Here is an 18,718-nt window from a genome sequence, read left to right as displayed (position 1 = left end):
GGATGCAATGACCGGGGTCGGGTTAGGTGAGCGGCCCGGGGATTTGTGCTGGGACGGCCTGCGGGCGTCAACGTGGCCTCGCCCGGCCGAGACGGCGGTATTGACCGGTCGAGGGCGGCGGAGTGAGCCGGCCGCGGGCCGTACCGGATGCAATGACCGGGGTCGGGTTAGGTGAGCGGCCCGGGGATTTGTGCTGGGACGGCCTGCGGGTGCCAATGTGGCCTCGCCCGGACGGGACGCGGTATTGACCGGTCGTCGACGAGCCGCCTAAGTTGTTTGGATACAAACGACTTGGAGGAGTCGATGGTCACTGTCGCCGGAGTCCACGTGGACGGCGATCATTGGATCGGAGGCGAGCGCTCTCCCTCCCCCCGCACATTCGACGACGTATCCCCCATCGACGAACAAGTCATCGCGCAGATCGCCCGAGGTGGTGCGCACGAAGCCGACGCGGCGGTACAAGCCGCGACGAAAGCCTTTCCCGCCTGGGCCCGGACACACCGCGACGAACGGGCGCGCATCCTCCACGCGATCGCCGATCAGGTGGAGAAGCGACTCGACCGGCTCGCGATCGTGGAGACCGTCGACAACGGCGCCCTCCTCCGCTCCCACCTGCACGGTGTGATGCCGCGGGTCGCGCACAACTTCCGGTTCTTCGCCGACTGGCTGCTCAACCTCGGTCGGGACGACTTCGAGACACGCGGCCACCGCAACCACGTCTCCTGGGACCCCGCCGGTGTCTGCGCGCTCATCACCCCCTGGAACGCCCCGCTGATGCTGGCCACCTGGAAGATCGCCCCCGCACTCGCGGCCGGAAACACCGTGGTGCTCAAACCGGCCGAGTGGTCTCCGCTGACCGCCTCGCTGCTCGCCGGCATCACCGTCGAGGCCGGGCTGCCCGACGGGGTGTTCAACGTCGTCCAAGGGTACGGCGAGGAGGCCGGCGCCGCGCTCGTCGCCCACCCGGGCGTGCACAGGATCGGCTTCACCGGTTCGGTGCCGACCGCCCGGCGGATCGCTCAAGCGGCGGCCGGGAACCTGACCCCGCTCTCCCTGGAGCTGGGCGGCAAGTCCCCGCTGATCGTTTTCGCCGACGCCGACACCGAACTCGCCCTCGACCTCGCGGTGCGGCAGTACGACAACGCCGGGCAGGTCTGCCTGGCCGGAGTCCGCCTGCTGGTGGAGGAGTCGATCGCGGCCGAGTTCACCGAGCGCCTGGTCGACGAGGTGGCCAAACTCCGTCAGGGTGACCCGCGCGACGCGGCCACCGATGTGGGGCCGCAGATCCACCGCGAGCATCTCGCCCGTATCGATGGTTTCGTCCAGCGGGCCAAACAGGCGGGAGCCACCGCCCTGATCGGCGGTGAGCCGGGCGGCGGCCTCCATTACCGCCCGACCCTGTTCACGGGAGTCGCCGCCGACAGTGAGATCGTCAACGAGGAGGTCTTCGGGCCGGTCCTGACCCTGCAGACCTTCCGCGGGGAGGACCAGGCCGTCGAGCTGGCCAACTCCACCCGGTTCGGGCTCGCCGCCACACTGGTGACCGGCTCGCCGGAGCGGGCGAAACGGGTCGCCGGGCGGCTGGTCGCCGGGACCGTCTGGGTCAACTGCTTCTTCGTCCGCGACCTCCGTGCTCCGTTCGGCGGTGCGCGCCAGTCCGGGATCGGCCGTGAGGGCGGCGACTGGAGCTTCGACTTCTACTGCGACGTCAAGAACACGGTGTTCGCGCCAGGGGGCTGGAATGGGTGAGATCGTCGGCGCCGGCCTGCTCGCACACGCGCCGACGATCATGCTGCCGCCGGAGACGCGCAGAGAGTTGAACGACGGCAAGGAGATCAGTCTGGTCCCCGGCCTGCACCGGCTCCGCGAGGAGATCTTCGAGACCGTCGAGTACGACACGGTCGTCGTGTTCGACTCCCACTGGGCGACCACCGTGGAGTTCGTGGTCTCGGCGCAGGACCGCCGGTCCGGCCTCTTCACCTCCGAGGAGCTGCCGCGCGGCATGCGGCGCATCCCCTACGACTATCCCGGGGACCCCGAGCTGGCCCATCTGATCGCCTCCTACCAGGAGAAACATCGCACCTGGATCACCGCGATCGACGATTGTCACCTGCCCGTCTTCTATCCCACCGTCAACCTGTGGACGTATCTCGGAGTGCCGGGCAAACGATGGATTTCCATCGGTGTGTGCCAGACCGCGGAGACCGAGGACAACCTCCGGCTGGGCCGCGCGGTGGGCGACGCCGTCGCCGCGAGTGACCGCAGGGTGCTGCTCATCGCCTCCGGAGCGCTTTCGCACACGTTCTGGCCGTTGCGCGAGCTGCGCGCCCACGAGTCCAGCGACCCCGCGCACATCCGGACCCCGCAGGCGCGTGCCGCCGACGAGGAACGCATCGCGTGGATGCTCGGCGGTGACCACGCCCGGGTGCTCGACACGATGGACGACTTCTCCAGGTATAAGCCGGAGGCCCGGTTCGGGCACTATCTGATGCTCGCCGGCGCGCTGGGCGAGCAGGATTTCCGTGCCCCCGGGCAGCGGTTCGGCGACTACGAGAACGCCGTCGGGACCGGGCAGGTCCACATCTGGTTCGACCGGCCGAGCGGTGGCTTCGCGCCGCCGCACCCCACGGACGGATCCGGCGACCCCTATCCGTACCCGTTCCGGCTGAGGGGACCCGCCGATGGCTGAGTACCGAAGGATCCTGCTGGACGGCGCCGAGGTTCGGGTCCGCCGCGAAGGTGACGAACTGGTCGGCGCGGACGGCCGGGTCGTCGCCGCCGACACCGCGGTCCACCTCCCGCCGACCGTGCCAACCAAGATCATCGCAGTGCATCTGAACCATCGCAGCCGGGTGGAGGAGTTCATGACCTCCCTGCCTCCCGCCCCCACGTACTTCCACAAGCCGGTGTCCGCGCTCAACGCCCACAAAGGCGCGGTCGTACGGCCGGAGCGCTGCAAGTACCTCAACTACGAGGGCGAGATCGCGATCGTCGTCGGCCGGACCACCCGCAACGTCTCGCCGCACGAGGCAGGCGACCACATCGCCGGCTACACCGTCGGCAACGACTTCGGCCTGCACGACTTCCGCGACACCGACGCAGGATCGATGCTCCGGGTGAAAGGCTCCGACACGCTCTGCCCCCTCGGGCCGGGCCTCGTCACCGGCTGGGACTTCCGCGGTAAACGCATACGGACTCGAGTCAACGGTACTGTCGTTCAGGACGGCACGACCGACGAGATGGAGTGGGACATGCACTACCTCGTCGCCGACATCGCCCGCACGATCACCCTTCACCCGGGAGACGTGGTGCTTTCCGGCACCCCCGCCGGCTCCCGGCCGGTCCAGCCCGGTGACCTGGTCGAAGTCGAGGTCGAAGGCCTCGGCACCCTCGTCAACCCCATCGTGTCCGGCCCGGTTCCGATCAGGGAGGACGTCGGCGCCCAGCCCACCGAGTCGGAAGAGGTCCTGTCCACCGCCTTCGGCGGCGACTGGGAGTTCCGCGGTGTCCGTCGGCCCAGGCCGTTCCGTTGAAGGTCGTCGCCGCCGAGCGGAACACGGCGACGACGACCACCGCATCCGGCCGTCGGGCATGGTTCGGCGGCCGGCGGGCCTGACCATCGGTCAGTCGTTGACGCGGATCAGCGGGAAATAGGTGTCGAGGTCGCCGACCGCGTAGGTGCGGACGAGATTCGGCACGGACTCATAGGTCCAGGGCTCGCCGATCGCTTCGAGGGGTGGGGCCCAATCCCGCCGTTCCGCGAAGTCCACCGCCTCCAGGACTTCGCTGCGCCGTGCGTAGTGGGTGTGGATGTGCTGGTGCCGTTCGATGCATTCGATGGCGCGGACGAAGGTGGTACGCAACCCTTCCCGCCAGCCGGCCGTGGTGACGACGCCTTCCCGGGCGAGGGACTTGAGCGTCGCCCGCAGCGTGGTGGCACCCAGATAGTCCACGAAGATCGACACCCCCATCCCGTCCGTTGTCTCCCGGACCAGCCGCAGGAATGTCCGCTCGGATTCCCGATAGCGTTCCACGTAACCGGGTTCCTTCGCGTGTTGCTCGTCGAATGCGATGTCGGGGAATTCCCTCCGGTCCACCGCGACAAGCCCATGGGATTTGGCCAGGACCATACGGCTTTCCCGGGAGGTGATGATGGCGGCTTCGGCACCGTGGTGCCGGGCCAGGGTCAGCTGGGCGAATGTGGTGCCCCCGCCCCACCCCCAGACGTAGGGCGAGGCTTGGTCCTCCTCGGTGACCTGGAGCCGCCAGGTGCCGTACGCGACACGCCAGTTGGCGTAGGCGGTGACGTAGCGAATGGAGAAGGCCGCCCACTGCTCCGGGGAATGGCGGGTTTCCGGCGGCAGCGGGACCAGGCAGGTTCCGTGGATGTTGGTGCGTTTGGCGAGGAGCCCCACGGTTCCGGGGGCGTCGTAGCCGAAGGCCCCGCCGTTCATGCCGTAGCCGAAACGGTCGGGTTTGCAGTTCGCCTGAACCATGCAGACATCGCCTTCGCGCAGGTTGTCGACGTTGCCGGAGCGCGGTGGGCGCAGCACGCGGACCACACCGCTGTTGCCGACGACGATCTGTGATTCGCCCCGCGCCCGGCAGACGTCGAGTGGCCGGCGTTGCACCGCGTGGTAGCAGTTGCCCTCCCAGCCGACGAGCAGCGGCTCGACCAGCGCCTCCGTCGGCTCGGGCTCCGGCAGGGAAACGGTGCCGAGCTGGAGCTCGCCGGGGGGCGGCTGCTTTTCCGGGCCGACGGGCAGGATCCAAGCCTGGACCTTGTTCAAAATCCGCTCCTAGACAGTGCCGTCAAGGTCGTTCACAAAGGCGTGCAGCACGGCGGACATGTCGGCCGCGAATCGCTCCATGTCGTCGGTGGCGATGGCGCCGGCCGCGTATCCGAACGAGAGGCGGAGGCCTCCGTCCGTTTCCTGCACCACGAGGAGAAGGTCACGTGAGAGCGGGTAACCCCCGTGACGGGGCAGCGGGGTGATTTTCGCCGCGCCCAGACGGGTGGGCAGGTCGACGGCCGGCAGATAGTTCATGGAGACGCGGAAGGGGATGTCCGCGGGTGGCACACCCTCCAGGTGGTAATGCTGGGTGATGGACAGGCCCTGTTCCTCGGCCGCTTCGAGGACGGCGTCGCGGACTCGGACCAGGCATTCGCGCCGGGTGGGCTCGCCGGAGAAATCCGCGGCCACCAGCCGCGACTTCGACAGAAAGCCCAGCATCCTTTCGAGGTCGGGCCGTTCGCGTGCCGACGCGCTGATGGGTACCGCGAGTCGATCCTGGCCGGAGTGGTGCCGGAGGGTGAGCAGGAACGCGGCCAGGACGACGATCGGCATCGTCGTCGCGGTGGTGCGGGTCACCTCGGCCAGGTCCGCGCAGACGGCTTTCTCCACCGCGGTCGTGACGACCGACGCCTCGCCGGCGGCGGCCCCGGTCCGGACGAATCGGAGGTCGGGTGCCTGCGTCCGGCGGAGTTTGCGCCGCCAGTACCGCATCCGCTCGTCGAGGTGCGGCCCCGAGTAGCGCGCCCGCTCCCAGTGGGCGTAGTCGACCAGGCGTAGCGTCCCGGGTTCGAGGCCGTCCGGCCGCCCGGCCAGCCGTGCGTCGTACGCCTGCACGAGATCTTGGAAGAGCACACCCTGGGACCAGCCGTCGGTGATCAGGTGGTCGAGGACGACACTGAGGACGTGCCTGTCCTCGGCGAGCTTGACGAGGCCGAATCGGTACAAGGGCCCCTCGAACGGCTTGAAGCCGTCCTCGACCTCCTTCAGCCAGGCCGGTAGATCAAGATCACTCAAGGTGAGTACGGCCGCCGGACGGTCGGCCAGGATCTGCCGGGGCTCGTCCAGGTCCACGAAGACCGTCCGCAGTCCTTCGTGCACCTCGAACAGGCGTCGCACCGCGTGGTCGAGAGCGGGCACGTCGAGCGGCCCCTCCAGCAGCAGGTGCTGGGCGACGATCAGGTCGCGCCCCTCGTCCAGCACCCGCCGCTGATTCATCGTGAGCGGATGGTCGGCCGATTCGGCCCGGACGAGCTCCATCGTCTCTGCCCCGCGGGACGGGGTGGAGTCGAGCAGCGCCTGGGTGAACCCCTTGATGGTCGGGTTCTCGAACAAAAGCCGGAGCGGGATCTCGCGAGCCAGGTTCGACCGCAACTCGTAGAGCATCTGGGCGGCCATCAAGGAGGTGCCGCCGAGCTCGAAGAAGTTGTCACCGGGGTTCACGCCGGGCACGCGGAGCACACCGGCGAAGGCCGCGGCCACGGCGTCCTCCGTCGACAGGGGGGCCGCCGCCGCGCGCCGTGCGGGAATGGGCGCGCCGGGGGAGTCCAGGGCCCAGCAGTGTTCGCGCTGCCAGGGGCCCGACGGCAACGACGTGACCGGCGGCTCGGCGGTGAAGAGCCGCCGCAGATCGGGCCGCCCGCCGTACACGTGCAGGGTGCCGACGGCCTCCAGCAGCGCCTCACGATCGTCGCGCTTGCGTGCCAGCGTGCCGAAGGCGTGGCCGCGATCGCCGAGAGCGTCCTGAACGGGGACGGTGAGGACGGGGTTCGGGCTGATCTCCAGGAAGAGCCGGTACCCGTCCTCGGCGAGTCGCTCGATCGCCGGGTGGAAGAGAACGGTCCGCCGGAGGTTGCGCCCCCAGTAGCCGCCGTCGAGTTCCTCCCCGCGCACCGGGCCGCCGGTGACCGTGGAGTACAGCGGCACCGCGGTGGCGCTCGGCCGCAGGTCGGCGAACTCGGCGGCGACCGCACGCGCGGCCGGGTCGACCACCGGGGAGTGACCCGCCCCGCTCGCCCGGACCATACGGCAGAAGACGTCGCGTCGTCCCAGTTCGTCCAGGAGGTGCTGGAGCGCGTCGGCGTCGCCGGAGACCACCGACAGGGACGGGCCGTTGGCGGCGGCCACGTGCAGTCGCCCGTCGTAGGCGGTGAGCTCGGCTGTCACGGCGTCCAGGGACAGCGCGACCACGGCCATCGCGCCCTGTCCGTGCAGCACCGCCAGCTCGCGCGCCCGCAGGCAGCTGAGCCGGGCGGCCTGGTCGAGGGTGATCGCGCCCGCGATGTGCGCGGCGGCCACCTCGCCCATGCTGTGCCCCACGACGGCATCGGGTTCCACACCCCAGGAACGCCACATCGCGGCCAGCGACACCTGAATGGCGAAAAGCAGGGACTGTACGACTTCGTCGCGATGGAGCTGGGAGGCCTCCTCATCCGCGTTCAGCTGATCCTGCAGTGACCAGTCGAGGTAGGGACGCATCGCGCGCTCGCAGCGTTCGAACATCGAGCGGAACGCCGGTTCGAAGGAGAGCAGTTCACGGGCCATGCCCACGTACTGGGATCCTTGACCGGGAAACACGAAGACCAGACGCGGCTCCTCGGCCGCCCGCCCCGTGACCCAGGTCCGGTGGTGCGCCAGCCGCTCCGCCAGCTCCGCGGTGGATCGCGCGGTCACCGCGAGCCGGTGTTCGTGCCGGGTACGGCGAAGCGCCGCCGTGTGGCAGAGGTGCGCGAGGGACGCCGAGCTCTCCGGCAGGAAGGCCACGACGCGTTCGGCGAGCGCGGCCAGCGCGGCCGGGGTACGCGCGGACAGCGTGAACAGGTGCGGCCGCCCGTCGTCCGTCGGAGCCGCGCGCCGTACCGGGGCCTCCTGGAGGACCACGTGCGCGTTGGTCCCGCCGACGCCGAAGCTGTTCACCCCGGCGATCTTCGAGCCAGCCGGCCAGGGGCCGAGCTCGGTCGGCACCCGCAGGCCGAGCGCGTCCAAGTCGATGTGCCGGTTGGGGGTGTCGAAGTTCAGGTTCGGGGGGATCCGCTCGTGGTGGAGGGCGAGCGCCACCTTCGTCAGCCCGGCCACACCCGCGGCCGGTTCCAGGTGCCCGATGTTGGTCTTGACCGAGCCCACGGCGCAATGCCCGCCCGCCAGCACGGCCCCGAGCGCGCGGGCTTCGATGGGATCGCCCAGGGCGGTGCCCGTACCGTGCGCTTCGACGTACCGCAGGTCCTGCGGCGACAGGCCGGCGTTGGCGAAGGCCTGGTTGATCACCCGGGCGTGCGCTTCGGGGTTGGGCGCGGTCAGCCCGTTCGAGGCGCCGTCCTGGTTCACCGCGCTGCCGCGGATGACGGCGTAGATCCGGTCACCGTCGTCGATCGCCCGCCGGAGCGGTTTGAGCACCACCAGGCCCACACCCTCGCCCCGGACGTACCCGTTGGCACGGTCGTCGAAGGTGTGGCACCGCCCGTCCGGGGACAGCGCGCCGCCTTGACAGAGCGCGATCGTGGTCTGCGGGGAGAGCATCAGGTTGACGCCGCCGGCCAGGGCGAGCTCGGCTTCGCCCGTACGCAGACTCATGCAGGCCTGGTGGACGGCGACCAGTGACGAGGAGCAGGCCGTGTCGAGGGAGATGCTGGGTCCGCGCAGGTCGAACGTGTAGGAGATGCGGTTCGACGCCATGCAGAACACGTTTCCGGTGCCGGAGTACGGCCCGGTGTTCAGCCCCGCCAGCAGCTGCAGCTGGGCGTAGTCGCTCGTCGTGATGCCGACGAAGACCCCGGTCGACGATCCGGCGAGCTGCCCCGGGATGATCCCCGCGTCCTCGAACGCCTCCCAGGCGATCTCCAGCAGCAGCCGTTGCTGCGGGTCCATGAACCGCGCCTCGCCGTACGAGATCCCGAAGAAGGCCGGGTCGAAACCCGACACATCACCCAAAAAGCCACCTCGTCGCGTGTACATTTTGCCCGGCATGGGCTCGCCTGCCTGGAAGTACGGCGTGGCGTCCCAGCGGCTCTCCGGCACGTCCCGGATCGCGTCGGTCCCGCCCGCCAGCAGCGACCAGTAGCCGGTCGGGCCGTCGGCGCCGGGGTACCGGCACCCGATCCCGACGATCGCGACGGGCTCGGCCGAGGGGGCGGCGGCCTTGGCGGACGTCGGGTGCTTCGGTGCGCTGAGGCTCCGGGCGAGCAGCCCGACGGTCGGATGTTCGTACAGCGCGGTGGGCGGCACCTCGCGGCCCAGCCAGGTCCCCAGATCTCCGGACAGCGCGACGGTGTCCTGCGACACCAGGCCGTAGCTCTCGAACGACCGGTCGATCGAGATCTCCCGGGGATCGAGATCCGCCAGCAGCGCGACCTGCGCGATCAGCCAGGACTCGATCTGCTTGCGGGTACGGGTGCCCTGGGTCGCCCGCCACGCGTGCCGGACCGTCAGCCCGTCGCCGAGGAACCGCGTGCGGCACTCACCTCGACGGATCTTCCCGCTGCTGGTCTTGGGGATCGTGCGCGCCCGGACCAGCGACACCGCGTGCGCGTCCAGTCCGTGCTCCTCGGCGATCGCCCGTCGCAGCGCGGCGACCACGGTGGAGGCGTCACCGGTGAAGGCGTCGTTCAGCTCGGCGACGACGACCAGCCGCTCCGCCACCCCGTCGTCCACGGCGAACGCGGCCGTACAGCCGGCGCGCACCGAAGGGTGGGCGCCTTCCACCGTGACTTCGACGTCCTGCGGATAGTGGTTGGCTCCGGCGACGACGATCAGATCCTTGATCCGCCCGGCGATGTGCAGCCCGCCGTCCCGGAAGAAGCCGAGGTCGCCGGTGCGCAGGTAGGGGCCGTCACCGTCGTGCAGCCGGGCCTGAAACGTCTCCCGGGTTTCCGCCTCCCGGTTCCAATAGCCGACGGCGTTGCTCTGGCTCTTGACCCAGATCTCGCCGAGCTCGCTGCGCCGGCGGCTGTCCGGGTCGACGACGGCGATCTCGGTGTCGGGGTCCGGCCGGCCGCACGACAGTCCGTTCGGCGGCTCCCCCTTGGGGACGGAGGTGACGAACAGCGTCCCCTCCGCGAGTCCGTAGCACGGTGAGAACGCCTCGCGCCGGAACCCGGCGGTGGCGAACCGCTCGGTGAACCGGTCGAGTGTCGCCGCGCGTACGGGCTCGGCGCCGTTGCCCGCGATCTCCCACGACGACAGGTCCAGCCCCGCAGCCTCGGCGTCGGAGCTCTTGCGCGCACAGAGGTCGTAGGCGAAGTTGGGCGCGAGACTGAACGTGCCGCGATAGCGCGAGATCGCCTCAAGCCAGCGGAGCGGTCGCTGCACGAACGCCAAGGGCGAGAACAGCGTGGTCGTCGCGCCCAGGATCAGCGGGTACAGCAGGCCCCCGATGAGGCCCATGTCGTGGAAGTGCGGTAGCCAGGACACGAACTGCGAGTGCCGGCTCTGGTCCCAGGCCGCCTGCTGACTGCCGATGTTGTGCATGAGGCCGGCGTGGGTGACCATCACCCCCTTGGGACTCCCGGTCGAGCCCGAGGTGTACTGCAGGAACGCCACGTCGCCGGCTACGCGCACGTCCGGGACGCCCCCGGTCAACGCGTCGGTGGCGATCCAGTCGACCCCGGCGGATTCGGGGGGCTTCATGCCCTCCGCGCCCAGCACCAGACCCGCGCCGCAGTCGGCGATGATCCCGGGCAGTCGTGCCGCGGAGCTCACCGGTACCGCGATCACCCCGGCCTGCATGCAGGCGAGGAAAGCGGCGATGAATTCCAGTCCGGGCGGATGGAGCAGGATGACCCGAGCCCCGTGAGGCTCCCGCAGCAGGGTGGACGCGATGGCCCGTACCCGCTCTTGCAGGTCGCTGAAAGTCAGCTCATGAATAGGACCGGAAAGGTCTCCGGTCTCAAGAAAACGATAGGCAATTTGCTTTGGGTGTGCTGCCGCGTGATGGGAGAGAACGGCGGGCAGGCCCGCAGACATATCAATCAATATGGACCCCCGAGATCCTTCGATCAATCTGCGGCCTTCATGCTAGGGGTTGGCCATTTTGCCGTCAATGCAGCTTGGGTGTGGATTTATATCTTTCGGGAGGGGTGTAGAATGTCTATTTCCTAAATCTAAATTAGACTAGATTCTCTGCGGGAATGTCGCTGGTCTGCGCGTTTGTGTTCCGGGTGTGACCGTGTTCCGGGCCCCGGGGTTCTCGGTCGGTGACTGACGGTGAGCCGATTCAAATAGCTGTCTGATGGGATGGGATGTCGCGCCCGTCAAATTTGAAGCGTGTTGTTTATTCAGCGCGACAGATGCTCTCAGGTTGTTTGCAGTGCGCCTAGAGGAATCAAACAGTGTTCATGTGTGCCTGAGGTGATTCGGAATCTCGACGATCCGTATGAAACCGTCCGGGCCATCGAGTCTCGGGTCGCCGACCTCGGCCGAGGCGGTAAGCGGCCGTCGCCGGTAGCCGGGGCGGCCGGACGACTCACGCCGCCCTCGCCGCGAGACCGTGCCAGTGATCGGCAAGTCGTTCCCCAGTACCGGTCCTTACCCTCATCCGGGGTCCCGGTGCGGGGCGGGTTGGCGGGCGACGACAAGGAGTGAGATCTCATGCAGTCCGGGGGCGGCCAGGCGATCGCCGAGGCGCGGATCGAGGAGTGCCTGCGCGAGGGGTCGACCACACTCGACCTGTCCAGGCTCGGCCTGGAGGCGGTGCCCGAGTCGCTCGGTGCTCTCACCCAGCTGACCACGCTCAACCTTGGTCACAACCGGCTGACCGCCCTGCCGGAGGCGGTGGGGAACCTCACCGACCTCGTCAAGCTCTACGCGCCTGACAACAGGTTGGCGGGCCTGCCTGAGTCGGTGGGGAACCTCACCAAGCTCACCGGGCTCGACCTGAACCGCAACCGGCTGACCGCCTTACCCGCGTCATTCGGGGAGCTCGCCGCCCTCGCCTGGCTCGACTTGCGCCGCAACCAGCTGGTGTCTTTGCCCAAGCTGGTGGGAAACCTCACCAACCTGACCACGCTCAACCTGGGTTACAACCGGTTGATCGCTTTGCCCGAGTCGGTGGGGAACCTCACCAACCTCACCGGCTTCTACCTGGGTCACAACAAGCTGGCCATCCTGCCCGAGTCATTGGAAAACCTGACCGCCCTCACCAAGCTCACCGAACTCGACCTGAGCCGCAACCAGCTGGTGGCCTTGCCGGAGTCGGTGGGGAACCTCACCAAGCTCACCCTGCTCTACCTGAGTCACAACAAGCTGACCGCCTTGCCCGAGTCGGTGGGGAAGCTCGCCGAACTCACGTGGCTTTTCCTGAACCACAATCAGCTGGATGTGCTCCCCGACTCCATCGGAAGCCTCACCAACCTCGATTGGCTCTACCTGGACTACAACCGGTTGGACGTGCTCCCCGAGTCGGTGGGAAACCTCACCGCCTTGGTCAGGCTCTATCTGAGTCACAACAAGCTGACCGCCTTGCCGGAGTCCATGAAGAACCTCACCTCCCTCGGCAAACTCGACCTGGGCAGCAATCGGCTGACCACGCTGCCGGACTGGCTGGGGCAGCTCGTCAACCTCACCGAGGTCGACCTGCGGGACAACCGGCTGACCGCCCTGCCCGAGTCGGTGGGAAAGCTCACCCACCTCACCTCGCTCTACGTGAACCACAACCAGCTGGTCGACTTGCCCGAGTCGGTGGGGAACCTCACCAAGCTCACCCTGCTCTACCTGGGCAACAACCGGCTGGAGTCGCTGCCCGGGTCGGTGGGGAAGCTGACCGCCCTGGTCAGGCTCTATCTTGAGCACAACCGGCTGGTCTCCTTGCCCGAGTCGGTGACGAACCTCACCGGTCTCGTCGAGCTCTGCCTCGATCACAACCGGCTGACCGTCCTGCCCGAGTCGCTGGGGCAGTTCAACGTGTCCGGTCTGGAAGATCAGATTTGCCGATCTTCCAAGGCCTGAACAGCCCCTTGGCGGCGCCACCGCCGCCGATCGAGTGGAGTCGGCGGCACCACGGCGCCGCTCCGATGCGCCCATGAGCTTCGCCTTCGCCATGGCGGACAAGTCCAAGGGCGTTCCGGTCATCGGCAAGTCGTTCACCAGTGCCGATCCCTAGATTCCTTGCGGGTCCCGCCCCTGGTGCGGGGGGCGGGCCCAGACAGGCCGGGGCAACGTGAGGGGCGGGATCCGACGGAGTCCGGGGGTGGCGAGGCGATCGCCAGGCGCGGATCGAGGAGTGCCTGCGTGAGGGGTCGACCACGCTCGACCTGTCCAGGCTCGGCCTGGAGGCGGTGCCCGAGTCGTTGAGGCACCTCAATGCGTGATCAGGGCGGTCGATCGCCTTCGCCACGGTGGACACGGCTGGGGTCGTCCTAGTGAGTGGTAAGTCGTTCCCCAGTGCCGGTCCCTAGCCTCGTTTCGTTCCGCCCCCGGTGCGATGAGCCGGGAGTCGGGCCCGGACATCGCGACGGGGGCGGGATCTTGATCGAAGGTCGGGGCGGTTCATCGCCATAACTTTCCCGGCATATGGGCCAAAACTGACTTTCGCCCCTACCGGAAAGGTCCTGGCAGGAGAAGCATTGATAGGGGAGAGCTCCCACTCGCTGTGAGCGAGGGCGTGCCGGGGGGACGTGACGGAGATGTTCGCCAATCGTCAGGACGCCGGGGCACAACTGGCCGAGCGGCTGAGGAGTCAAGCCGGCGCCGCGAACCTCGTCGTCGTAGGGCTGCCCCGGGGCGGGGTACCGGTGGCCTTCGAAGTGGCCCGAACCTTGGGCGCGCCCCTCGATGTGATCCTGGTCCGCAAGCTCGGCGTGCCGTACCAGCCCGAACTCGGATTCGGGGCGATCGGGGAGGGCGGGGTACGCGTCCTCAACCAAGACATCGTGCGGCTGGCGGGCGTGACTCAGCAGCAGATGGCCGCGGTCGAGGACCGGGAGCGACCCGAGCTGCAGCGTCGTGCCCGCCGATTCCGCGGTGACCGCCCGCCACTGGACCTGGCCGGACGGACGGTGATCGTGGTGGACGACGGAATCGCCACCGGGGGTACCGCGCGCGCCGCCTGTCAGGTGGCCCGTTCCCGAGGCGCCGCACGGGTCGTCCTGGCCGTCCCCGTCGGACCGCCGAGTACGGCCGCCACCATGGCGGACGTCGCGGACGAGGTCGTCTGCCTGCAGACTCCCCCCTTCTTCCACGCGATCGGCGCCTGGTACCGCGACTTCGCGCAGACCGGCGACGCCGAAGTGGTCGACCTGCTGCGACGCGCCGCGGCGTTCGCGCACAAGAACGAGACAGGCCATCACCTCCGGGAGGTGGAGGTCGACGTCGGCGGTGTACAGCTACCCGGGCAACTCGCCCTGCCTGAGGACGCCACCGGGATCGTGGTGTTCGTCCACGGAAGCGGCAGCGGCCGGCACAGCCCGCGCAACCGCCACGTGGCCGGCCGGCTCAACCGCGCCGGGCTCGCCACCCTCCTGTTCGACCTGCTCACACCGGAGGAGGAGCTGGACCGGCGCAACGTGTTCGACATCGGGCTGCTCTCCCGCAGGACGGTCGAGGCGACCGGGTGGCTGAACCGGGTACCCGAGACGGCGGGACTTCCGCTCGGCTACTTCGGCGCCAGCACCGGAGCCGCGGCGGCCCTGTGCGCGGCGGCGGACCTGGGTGACGACATCGCCGCCGTCGTATCACGAGGCGGTCGCCCCGACCTGGCCGAGCCGCGACTCGACGCCGTCCGCGCCCCTACGCTGTTGATCGTGGGCGGGCGCGACGAGCTGGTTCTTGAGCTGAACCGGGCCGCTCGGAAACACCTGCGCTGCGAGAGCGGGCTTGAGATCGTTCCCGGCGCCACCCACCTCTTCGCCGAGCCGGGAGCCCTGGAGCAGGTCGCCGCCCTCGCCCGTGACTGGTTCGCCGGCCACTTCAGGCCCTTGGCGGCGGCCACCCGTTCACGCCGCCCCAGCTGACGCGGTGTGGCGGGCTCGCCCGTCCGGGAGGCCAAGAAGGTCAACAAGCCCTTAAAAGACGGCGAAGTCATTGCCGGTGAGCCGCTCGGGAGACGCATCGGGCACCGCGGGGAAACCACGATCACGGTACTGCGGGTTGTGATCCGAGCGTATCCGGGGGGCTGTGGTGATCGGTGGCGGGTTCGGCCGGAACGGCCGGGTGGTGGGGACGGCCGTCGTGGCCGGGCTGGCGGTCGCCGGGGGGTTCCTCGCGGGTCCGCTCATGGGCGGTTCGACGGCCTCAAGTCATTGGGACGCGCCGCTGATGGTGACCGACCCGCAGGTGGACGCGACGGACCTGTACGCCTTCACCAGCCCGGACGCGCCCGAGACGATCACGGTGATCGTCAACTACCAGCCGTTCGAGCTTCCCCGCTCACCGATTCCGTACCGTTTCGCGGTCGACACGCACTACGACGTCAACGTCGACAACACCGGCGACGGAACACCGGATCTCGTCTATCGGTGGACCTTTCGCGACGAGGACAGGCGTGGGCTGCTGCCCTTCGTGACGGGCCCGGTGACCTCGTTGACCAGCCCGCACCTGCGGTTCCGTCAGCACTACACCCTGGAGCGGCTCCGGCCGGGGAGCCCGCCGGAGACGCTGGTACGGGACGCGATCGCCGCACCCTCACACCTCGGCCCGCCGCTGATGCCCGACTACGACAAGCTCCGCCGCGAGGCGATCCGGCGGCTGCCCGGCGGCGGCCAGACCTACGCGGGGCAGGCCGCCGACCCCTTCTACACCAATCTGAAGGCGACCGCCCTGATCAGGTTCGGGGTCCCGGTTCCACCGATCAACGTCGGCACTCCGCTGAACGTGTCGACCATGGTCCTGCAGGTGCCCAAGTCCGAGCTGGCGCTGCGCGGTGACTCCGGGCGCAATCCGGTGGTGGGGGTGTGGGCCACCGCCGCTCGCCGCAGCGTGAACGTGGCCGGTGGGTCGACCAGGTACGTCCAGGTGTCGCGGGTGGGCAACGCCACGTTCAACGAGGTGTTCGTCCGCTGCCCGGTGGCGCTTCCGTGCGGGGCGAACGACCGGTACAACGCCTCGGCGCCGGTGACCGACCGGTCCACGCCGGAGCTGTACGAGGCGGTGCTCCACCCGGCGAGGCCCAAGGCGATCGAGCCGTTCACCGGGGTGCGGGCTCCGGCCGAACCGCGCAGGGACCTGGAAGAGGTCTGGCTGCGCGGAATCACCGGCCTCAACTCCCACGCGCTCAACAGGGACGCCGGCCCCGCGCAGCCGGTCGCGGCCGAGGAGTTGCGCCTCAACATGGGCACACCGGTGTCGGCTCGGCCCGCCCGGCTGGGATACCTGGCCGGGGACCGGCAGGGCTTCCCCAACGGACGGCGGCTCGACGACGACGTCAGCCCGATCGTCCTGGGCATTCTGGAGGGCGCCCTGACCGGGCCCGGGCTGCCGGGCGTCGGCGCCGGCGTCCAGGGTGGCCGTCCGACCAAGCCGGTCACCTCGACCTTCCCCTATCTGGCGACGCCGCTGTAGCCCCCAGGGTCGTACGGCGCTTCGCAGGTGTTCTGTCTCTCCCACCTAGGACCTCACTCACATCGCTCAAGGAGACCCGTCATGCGTTCCAAGCGCGCGTTTCTCGCCGCCGTCGTCGGCACGGCTTGCGTCGCCGCGGTCGTCACCGCTGATCCCGTCCACGCCGCCGCTCGGCCGCACCAGGCCGGCAAGGGATGCCTTGCCCCAGGCCAGATCGGGAGCTACCTCTCCAAGGAGGGCGAGGCGACGCTGACCTTCTCCAGGGAGTTCCTCTCCGGAGTGGCCAAGCAGGGTGGCCACCTCAAGGGGATCGCCCCCGTCCAGGTCATCAACAACGGGACCGCGGCCACGATGCCCATCGGGGAGCGGTACGACAACATCGAAATCCCCAGCGGCCGGGTCTGCTACCCGGGCGGAATAGCGTGGACCAACCCCGCCACCGGTACGACTTACGAGATCGACGACTTCTGGATCGTGTTCGCGGCGGTCGGCAACAGTACGGTCCTGGCCACCCCGAAGATCAACGGCATGCCGCGGGCCGGCGGAGAACTCGTCTTGGCCACCTTCAGCGTTCCGCAAGCCCTCACCACCGGCCAGTTCGTCCCGCACAACGGCGGTATCGGCCCGAGACGCGTCGAGTTCACCGTGACCAACGCCTGGGCACGGGACCTCAACACGGCACTGGGCACCGACTTCACCGGCGGCACGCCCTGGGCCACGCTCGACATCGTCTGGAGGGGCGCGCCGTCCCGGGCGATTCCTTCGGGGTTCTCCGTAGGGCTCCTGGGCGTGAACCTCCTCGCCAAGGCGATCAGCGACGTGGCCGCCGCCGCGGGCGGCCTGGGCCGCCGCTAGCCGAGGAGACGGCCCGGCAGACCATGACGAAGCGACCGGTACGGCTGCTCGGTACGGCTGCCGCGATCGCGGGCGTGCTCGGGCTTACCGGCCCGGGCGCTCCGCTCACGATCTCGGCGGCGGACGGCCACGTCTCCGCTCCACCGCCCGCCCAGGACGGGACGCCCGAGGCGTTCGTCGCCGCGGTGCAGGCGTACCTGCGCACGCACCCGGACGACGCACGGTGGTGGGCCGCGCTCGCCGACGGCTACCTACGGCAGGCCCGGTCGGGCGCCGACCCCGCCTACCATGCCCGGGCGCGACGGGCCGTCGAACACTCCCTGCGGCTGCAGCCGGCCGGCAACGTCGAGGCGTTGATCACTCAGGGGAACCTGGCCATCGCACGGCACGACTTCCGGCAGGCCCGACGGAGCGCCCGCCAGGCCCTGGCCCTGGATCCGGCGAGCGCGGCGGCCTACGGGGTGCTCGCCGACGCCCATCTCAACCTCGGCGCGGTCGGGGAGGCGACGACCGCCACCCAGCGCATGCTCGACCTGCGCCCAGGGGTGGCCTCCTTCGTCCGGGCCGCCAACCTGCTCACCTATCGGGGTGCTCCGGGCCGGGCCGCCCGGGTGCTGTCGAAGGCGCTGGCCATGGCGTCGGCACCGGAGGAGACGGCGTCCTGCGAACACCGCCTGGGAGAACTCGCCTGGTCGAGGGGACGGCCCCGTGAGGCGCTCGCGGCCTACCGCCGGGCGCTGTCGGCCGATCCGGGGATGACCGCCGCGCTGGTCGGCGCGGGTCGGGCCGAGGCCGCACTCGGCCGTACCGAACAGGCGCTGAACAGCTACCGGACCGCGGTGATTCGACATCCCGAGCCCACCGCTCTCCTGGAACTCGGAGAGTTGTACACGGCGCTGGGACGCCACGCCGACGCACGGCGGCAATTCGCGGTACTCGCCGCGCACCTGCGGCTGAACACCGCCGACGCCCTCACCGCGGGGCGGTACCACGCCGACCACGGTGACCCCGGTCTGGCCGTACGGTACCTGCTGGCCGAATGGCGGCGGCGGCCCGCGGCGACGGTCGCCGACGCACTCGGCTGGGCTCTGCACAAGGCGGGCCGAGACACCCGGGCTCTGCGGTACGCGTCCCACGCCGGCACCGGAACGGCCCTGTTCGTCTACCATCGGGCGGAGATCGAACGCAGCCTCGGCCGCTTTGACCAGGCCCAGATCCACCTGGGCCGGGCGCTGCGGCTCAACCCTCACTTCTCCCCGATCCACGCGCCTCGGGCGCGCGCGGCCCTGGCGAAGCTCAACGCCGTCCGCTGACGCTTCCGAAGGCGGGCCCGGCCGACGGCCGTACACACCTCAGGTCGTCGATCGACACCGATGCCCCTGACGAAGGCTCACCCGCTTCCGTGGCGTACCGCATGCAGGCCGTGACAATTTCCGCGGTATTCGCCATGTCCAATCCCGGTGGGTTGCGACAACACAGCCGGTGGAATAGTCGGCCGGTTAAATTCGAAAGATCGATTCTTGATAGGGGATTATTTCTAAAATCGGATCGAAAGAGTTGTGTGCGATCCGATCCTTGCAGGA

At 69.3% G+C, this 18,718-nt stretch carries 10 protein-coding genes; 8 read left to right on the top strand and 2 right to left on the bottom strand.

Annotated features, from left to right (window positions below; genetic code table 11):
- Positions 1–303: 303 nt before the first annotated feature.
- Genes RUR_RS34360 through RUR_RS34350 form a run of 3 tightly spaced genes read left to right on the top strand, consistent with a single transcriptional unit; the run spans position 304 to position 3,533 of the window.
- Positions 304–1,749 carry an aldehyde dehydrogenase gene (locus RUR_RS34360; RefSeq protein WP_283139401.1) on the top strand — a complete coding sequence of 482 codons (1,446 nt, stop codon included), beginning with the start codon at positions 304–306 and terminating at the stop codon, positions 1,747–1,749.
- Positions 1,742–2,689 carry a DODA-type extradiol aromatic ring-opening family dioxygenase gene (locus tag RUR_RS34355; protein ID WP_283139400.1) on the top strand — a complete coding sequence of 316 codons (948 nt, stop codon included), beginning with the start codon at positions 1,742–1,744 and terminating at the stop codon, positions 2,687–2,689. Before RUR_RS34360 ends, RUR_RS34355 begins: the two co-directional genes overlap by 8 nt.
- On the top strand, positions 2,682–3,533 hold the full coding sequence (locus RUR_RS34350; RefSeq protein ID WP_283139399.1) for a fumarylacetoacetate hydrolase family protein: 852 nt from the start codon (positions 2,682–2,684) through the stop codon (positions 3,531–3,533). Before RUR_RS34355 ends, RUR_RS34350 begins: the two co-directional genes overlap by 8 nt.
- A 90-nt stretch (positions 3,534–3,623) precedes the next feature.
- Here the strand turns inward: RUR_RS34350 and RUR_RS34345 are convergent, their stop codons facing one another.
- Both RUR_RS34345 and RUR_RS34340 read right to left on the bottom strand, forming a co-directional pair.
- On the bottom strand, positions 3,624–4,790 hold the full coding sequence (locus RUR_RS34345; RefSeq protein ID WP_283139398.1) for an MDR/zinc-dependent alcohol dehydrogenase-like family protein: 1,167 nt from the start codon (positions 4,788–4,790) through the stop codon (positions 3,624–3,626).
- Positions 4,791–4,799: 9 nt separating this feature from the next.
- Positions 4,800–10,751, bottom strand: coding sequence for a type I polyketide synthase (locus RUR_RS34340; RefSeq protein WP_283139397.1), 5,952 nt, complete (start codon positions 10,749–10,751; stop codon positions 4,800–4,802).
- A 624-nt stretch (positions 10,752–11,375) separates the two neighbouring features.
- Here RUR_RS34340 and RUR_RS34335 point away from each other — a divergent pair.
- The 5 genes from RUR_RS34335 (at position 11,376) to RUR_RS34315 (ending at position 18,448) form a co-directional block, all read left to right on the top strand.
- Positions 11,376–12,731 (top strand): leucine-rich repeat domain-containing protein, encoded by a 1,356-nt coding sequence (locus tag RUR_RS34335; RefSeq protein ID WP_283139396.1) that lies wholly within the window; start codon positions 11,376–11,378, stop codon positions 12,729–12,731.
- A gap of 677 nt (positions 12,732–13,408) precedes the next feature.
- Positions 13,409–14,734 (top strand): phosphoribosyltransferase family protein, encoded by a 1,326-nt coding sequence (locus RUR_RS34330; RefSeq protein WP_283139878.1) that lies wholly within the window; start codon positions 13,409–13,411, stop codon positions 14,732–14,734.
- 163 nt (positions 14,735–14,897) lie between these two features.
- Positions 14,898–16,280, top strand: a complete 1,383-nt coding sequence (locus RUR_RS34325) for a DUF4331 domain-containing protein (protein WP_283139395.1) — start codon at positions 14,898–14,900, stop codon at positions 16,278–16,280.
- 81 nt (positions 16,281–16,361) lie between these two features.
- Positions 16,362–17,135 (top strand): hypothetical protein, encoded by a 774-nt coding sequence (locus tag RUR_RS34320; protein WP_283139394.1) that lies wholly within the window; start codon positions 16,362–16,364, stop codon positions 17,133–17,135.
- A 23-nt stretch (positions 17,136–17,158) separates the two neighbouring features.
- The gene (locus RUR_RS34315) at positions 17,159–18,448 is read left to right on the top strand and encodes a tetratricopeptide repeat protein (protein WP_283139393.1); all 1,290 of its coding nucleotides are present in this window, start codon (positions 17,159–17,161) and stop codon (positions 18,446–18,448) included.
- The last annotated feature ends 270 nt before the right edge of the window (positions 18,449–18,718 follow it).

Origin of the sequence: Rhizohabitans arisaemae (assembly GCF_025996515.1) — a bacterium.
GTDB classification, from domain to species: Bacteria; Actinomycetota; Actinomycetes; order Streptosporangiales; family Streptosporangiaceae; genus Rhizohabitans; species Rhizohabitans arisaemae.
This window is presented reverse-complemented; position numbering and strand designations above follow the sequence as displayed.

Coding starts and splice junctions, on each gene's coding strand:
- RUR_RS34335 (WP_283139396.1), top strand. CDS start 11,376: ATGCAGTCCGGGGGCGGCCAGGCGATCGCCGAGGCGCGGATCGAGGAG.
- RUR_RS34340 (WP_283139397.1), bottom strand. CDS start 10,751: ATGTCTGCGGGCCTGCCCGCCGTTCTCTCCCATCACGCGGCAGCACAC.
- RUR_RS34355 (WP_283139400.1), top strand. CDS start 1,742: ATGGGTGAGATCGTCGGCGCCGGCCTGCTCGCACACGCGCCGACGATC.
- RUR_RS34330 (WP_283139878.1), top strand. CDS start 13,409: ATGTTCGCCAATCGTCAGGACGCCGGGGCACAACTGGCCGAGCGGCTG.
- RUR_RS34360 (WP_283139401.1), top strand. CDS start 304: ATGGTCACTGTCGCCGGAGTCCACGTGGACGGCGATCATTGGATCGGA.
- RUR_RS34320 (WP_283139394.1), top strand. CDS start 16,362: ATGCGTTCCAAGCGCGCGTTTCTCGCCGCCGTCGTCGGCACGGCTTGC.
- RUR_RS34315 (WP_283139393.1), top strand. CDS start 17,159: ATGACGAAGCGACCGGTACGGCTGCTCGGTACGGCTGCCGCGATCGCG.
- RUR_RS34350 (WP_283139399.1), top strand. CDS start 2,682: ATGGCTGAGTACCGAAGGATCCTGCTGGACGGCGCCGAGGTTCGGGTC.